Origin of the sequence: Variovorax multivorans, assembly GCF_051216835.1 — a bacterium.
Classification (GTDB): Bacteria; Pseudomonadota; Gammaproteobacteria; order Burkholderiales; family Burkholderiaceae_C; genus Variovorax.
Map to the genome: position 1 here is coordinate 1 of NZ_JBPJZL010000039.1, position 3434 is coordinate 3434.

At 64.2% G+C, this 3434-nt stretch carries 3 protein-coding genes; all 3 read left to right on the top strand.

Annotation, left to right across the window (positions count from 1 at the left end):
• The first annotated feature begins 431 nt into the window (after positions 1 to 431).
• From ACSFCA_RS36370 to ACSFCA_RS36380, 3 genes are read left to right on the top strand one after another with little or no spacing between them, the layout of a single operon-like run.
• Positions 432 to 1385: a tyrosine-type recombinase/integrase gene (locus tag ACSFCA_RS36370; RefSeq protein ID WP_435462982.1), complete on the top strand. Its 954-nt coding sequence runs from the start codon at positions 432 to 434 to the stop codon at positions 1383 to 1385.
• The gene (locus ACSFCA_RS36375; RefSeq protein ID WP_435462981.1) at positions 1382 to 2335 is read left to right on the top strand and encodes a tyrosine-type recombinase/integrase; all 954 of its coding nucleotides are present in this window, start codon (positions 1382 to 1384) and stop codon (positions 2333 to 2335) included. Before ACSFCA_RS36370 ends, ACSFCA_RS36375 begins: the two co-directional genes overlap by 4 nt.
• Positions 2332 to 3336 carry a tyrosine-type recombinase/integrase gene (locus tag ACSFCA_RS36380; RefSeq protein WP_435462980.1) on the top strand — a complete coding sequence of 335 codons (1005 nt, stop codon included), beginning with the start codon at positions 2332 to 2334 and terminating at the stop codon, positions 3334 to 3336. Before ACSFCA_RS36375 ends, ACSFCA_RS36380 begins: the two co-directional genes overlap by 4 nt.
• Positions 3337 to 3434 lie beyond the last annotated feature (98 nt).

A 3434-nucleotide genomic window follows, 5' to 3' on the forward strand; every position in this document is an offset into this window, starting at 1 on the left:
CCGCAATAAGGCGAAGTGCGCTTTTATGCGAAGTGCGGCTTTTGGAGCGCACCGATCCGCCTTACTCGCCGTCGCTGCCAGCTCGTGATCAACATCTGGACTTCGCATAAGAAGTCGTTTCTCCTGACGTGTCAACGTCACTTCAGGAGATCTCCATGGATGTTTTCGATGCATTGACGCCGCTGGCGGCGAGTCGACTTCGCGCGAGCGTCGTTGGCCCCTTCGCCCAGGCATACTGGGACCGCTTGTGTGCTCAAGGGTACGCTCGGAACACGGTGCGGCTATACCTCAACTGCCTTGCCCACTTCGCGCATTGGACTGCCCGGCAGCAGATTCAACTCGCTGCACTCGATCGCGACATTGGGTGCTTTGTTGGCAGGCACTTGCCCCGATGTCGTTGTGCCGCTCCCGTGCAACGCACGATCCCATCCATGCGATCGGCGCTTGAACACTTCAAGAGCGTTGTCATCGAAGCAGGCGCGCAGCTCGACGCCGTGCCACTCGACCCGGGAGACGAGCAGCTACAACGGTTCGATCGGTATCTGCTGCAACTGAAGGGGCTGACTGCCAGCACGCGTCGTCGTAGGCTGGTGATCGTCCGGCCTCTGGCATTTATGGCGGACGACGCCGGGTTGCCCACCCCTGACCAACTCAGGCAGTTCTTGCGCCAGGAACTGGCGCGCGTCAGCGCTGCCAGCGCCGGCGTCACGACGACGGCCGTGCGCAGCTACCTTCGCTTCCGCGCGTTCGAAGGTGACCGCGTCGAGCACCTGTTGCCGATTGTCGCGTCGCCGGCAAGCTGGCGTTTGGCGCCGCTGCCCCAGACCCTAACCCCGCCCGAGGTCCAACGCCTGCTCGACGCCTTCCCGCCCGACCTTCCATCGCGCCTGCGCTGCTACGCGATCGTGCGATCCCTGGTCGATCTGGGTCTTCGCAGCAGCGAGGTCATCGCCCTGGAGCTGGATCACATCGATTGGGCGGCCGGCACCGTTCGTATCTGCAAGGCGAAGTCACGGCGAGTCGACCTCCTGCCGTTGCCTCAGGTGACCGGAGCGGCCATCGCGGAGTACATCCGTTCGGAGCGACCGCAGACCTCAAGCCGGCGGGTCTTCGTTCGGCATCTGGCACCGGTTGAGGTGCCGATCGCCGCCGGCGTCGTTCGGCGAGCTGTTCACGAAGCCTATCGGCGCGCCGGTTTGCCACACACCCGTGTGCATATCCTTCGCCACACTCTGGCCAGCCGTCTCCTGAACACCGGCGGTACCCTCAAGGAGGTTGCCGATGTCTTACGGCACCGGGTGCTGGACACCTCGCTCATCTACGCCAAGGTCGACTTCGTCAGGCTGGGCGCGGTTGCCATGCCCTGGCCCGGGAGCCAGACATGAGCGGCGGCACCTCTATGGTGGTGGCCGTGCAGCGGTACTTGGACGAGCGCCGGCAACTGGGGTTCGAGTTGATCGCACCTGGCACCGAGCTGATGCGCTTCGCCCGCTACGCCGATGCATGCCACCACCGCGGCCCACTGACTCAAGAGCTGATCGCTGGTTGGGCTCGAGAACACGTCAAGCGCACGAGCGCTGTCACGGCCGCACGCCGGCTTGAAGTGGTACGCCCCTTCGCTGCGTACTACCGCCAGTTCGAGCCGGCTTCCGAGATCCCACCGCAAGGTATTCTTGGCCGCGGGCATCGACGTCTCGTGCCACATATCTACACCGACCAGGAGGTCACACAGCTTCTGCAGGCCACCAACCGCCTCAACCCGCATGGCGGGCTGCGACCACTGGCCTACCGCACGCTGTTCGGGTTGATCGCAGCGGTCGGCTTGCGCCTGTCGGAGGCGTTGAACTTGGCCGTCGGCGACGTTGACTTGGTCGCAGGTGCGGTCACGGTCCGGAAGACCAAGTTCCGCAAGTCGCGATGCCTGCCACTTCATAGCAGCGTGGTGCAGGCACTGGGCGCTTACCGCCAATCCCGCGACCGCTGTCACGCTACCGACCCCGGCACGCCGTTCTTCGTATCTCAGGCGGAAGCCGCTCTGCCCACGAGGACGGTCGAGAACGTCTTCCGTCGCATGCAGCCGCATCTTGGTTGGCAGGCCCGCGGAGACTACCCCGTCCCGCGTATCCACGATCTGCGCCATACCTTCGCAGTGCGGCGACTGCAGCGCTGGCGAGAGGAAGGCCAGTCGATTGATCACGCGCTGTTCTGGCTGTGTACCTACCTTGGCCACGCCAAGATCTCCGACACGTACTGGTACCTCACCGGCGTGCCGGAACTCATGGATTCCATCGGCGCAAGGTTCGAGCGCTTCACGGCTTCAGGAGTCGCATCGTGAGCAGCCAGACATCGCCGACCTTCGCCGCATTGGTGCAAGAGTTCTTCGGTCCGTACATGTTGCAGCAGCGGGCCTTGAGCCCGCGTACAGTGGCGTCCTACCGTGACACCTTCGTGTTGCTGCTGAGATACGCCGAGGAGACTTGTGCGCTGCCGGCGCACAGCTTCAAGCTCCCCGATCTGAGCGCTCAGTTCCTGGCCCGCTTCCTCGAACATCTTGAGGTCCAGCGCAACAACTCCGTCAGAAGCCGCAATGTTCGGCTCGCGGCGGTGCGCTCGTTCCTGAAGTTCGCCGCGCGGCGCGATCCGACCAACCTCGCCGCCATCGAGCAGGCGTTGGCCGTACCGATGAAGCGCTTCGATCGCCAGATGGTGGGCTTCTTGCCACGAGAGCAGATGCTGGCCGTCATCGACGTTGCAACCGTCACGTGGGTGGGGCAGCGCGATCGCCTGATGCTCAACCTCATGTTCAACACCGGCGCGCGCGTCTCCGAGATCATAGGCGTGCGCGTGTCCGACGTGGTGCTCGGACCGAGCAACAGCATCCGGCTACATGGCAAGGGACGCAAGCAGCGCACTCTGCCGCTGTGGAAGAGCACGGCGAAGGCGGTGCGCGCGTGGCTGCACCTGAACCCGCAACTGCGCGCCGACGCGCCGCTGCTGCCTACGCGCGACGGTCGAACGATGACACGCGCCAACGTGGCCCAGCGGCTGACGCTGGCCGTCGATGCGGCGGCGGCCACGTACCCTGAGCTGAAGTCCATACGGGTATCGCCGCACGTCGTGCGCCACTCGACCGCGATGAGCCTTCTGCAGTCCGGCTCCGACCCTTGTGAGATCGCGCTGTGGCTCGGTCACGAGAATCCGTCGACGACACACATGTACGTTGAGGCAGACCTCGCCATGAAGGAGCGGGCACTCGCGCGCTTGAAGCAACCCGAGGTCAAGCAGGCGCGATACCGGCCGCCGAAGGCGTTGCTGGAGTTCCTACGATCGCTGTGACTATGCGAAGTATCCCGGCTGCGCGTCGCGCCCGCAGTCGAGGGCAAGGAGACTGGCGACAGAGGAACACTTCGCATAAAAGCGCACTTCGCCTTATT

Bases quoted from the DNA above. Each gene is read 5' to 3' on its own strand.
- ACSFCA_RS36370 (WP_435462982.1), top strand. From the start codon at position 432: ATGCGATCGGCGCTTGAACACTTCAAGAGCGTTGTCATCGAAGCAGGC.
- ACSFCA_RS36375 (WP_435462981.1), top strand. From the start codon at position 1,382: ATGAGCGGCGGCACCTCTATGGTGGTGGCCGTGCAGCGGTACTTGGAC.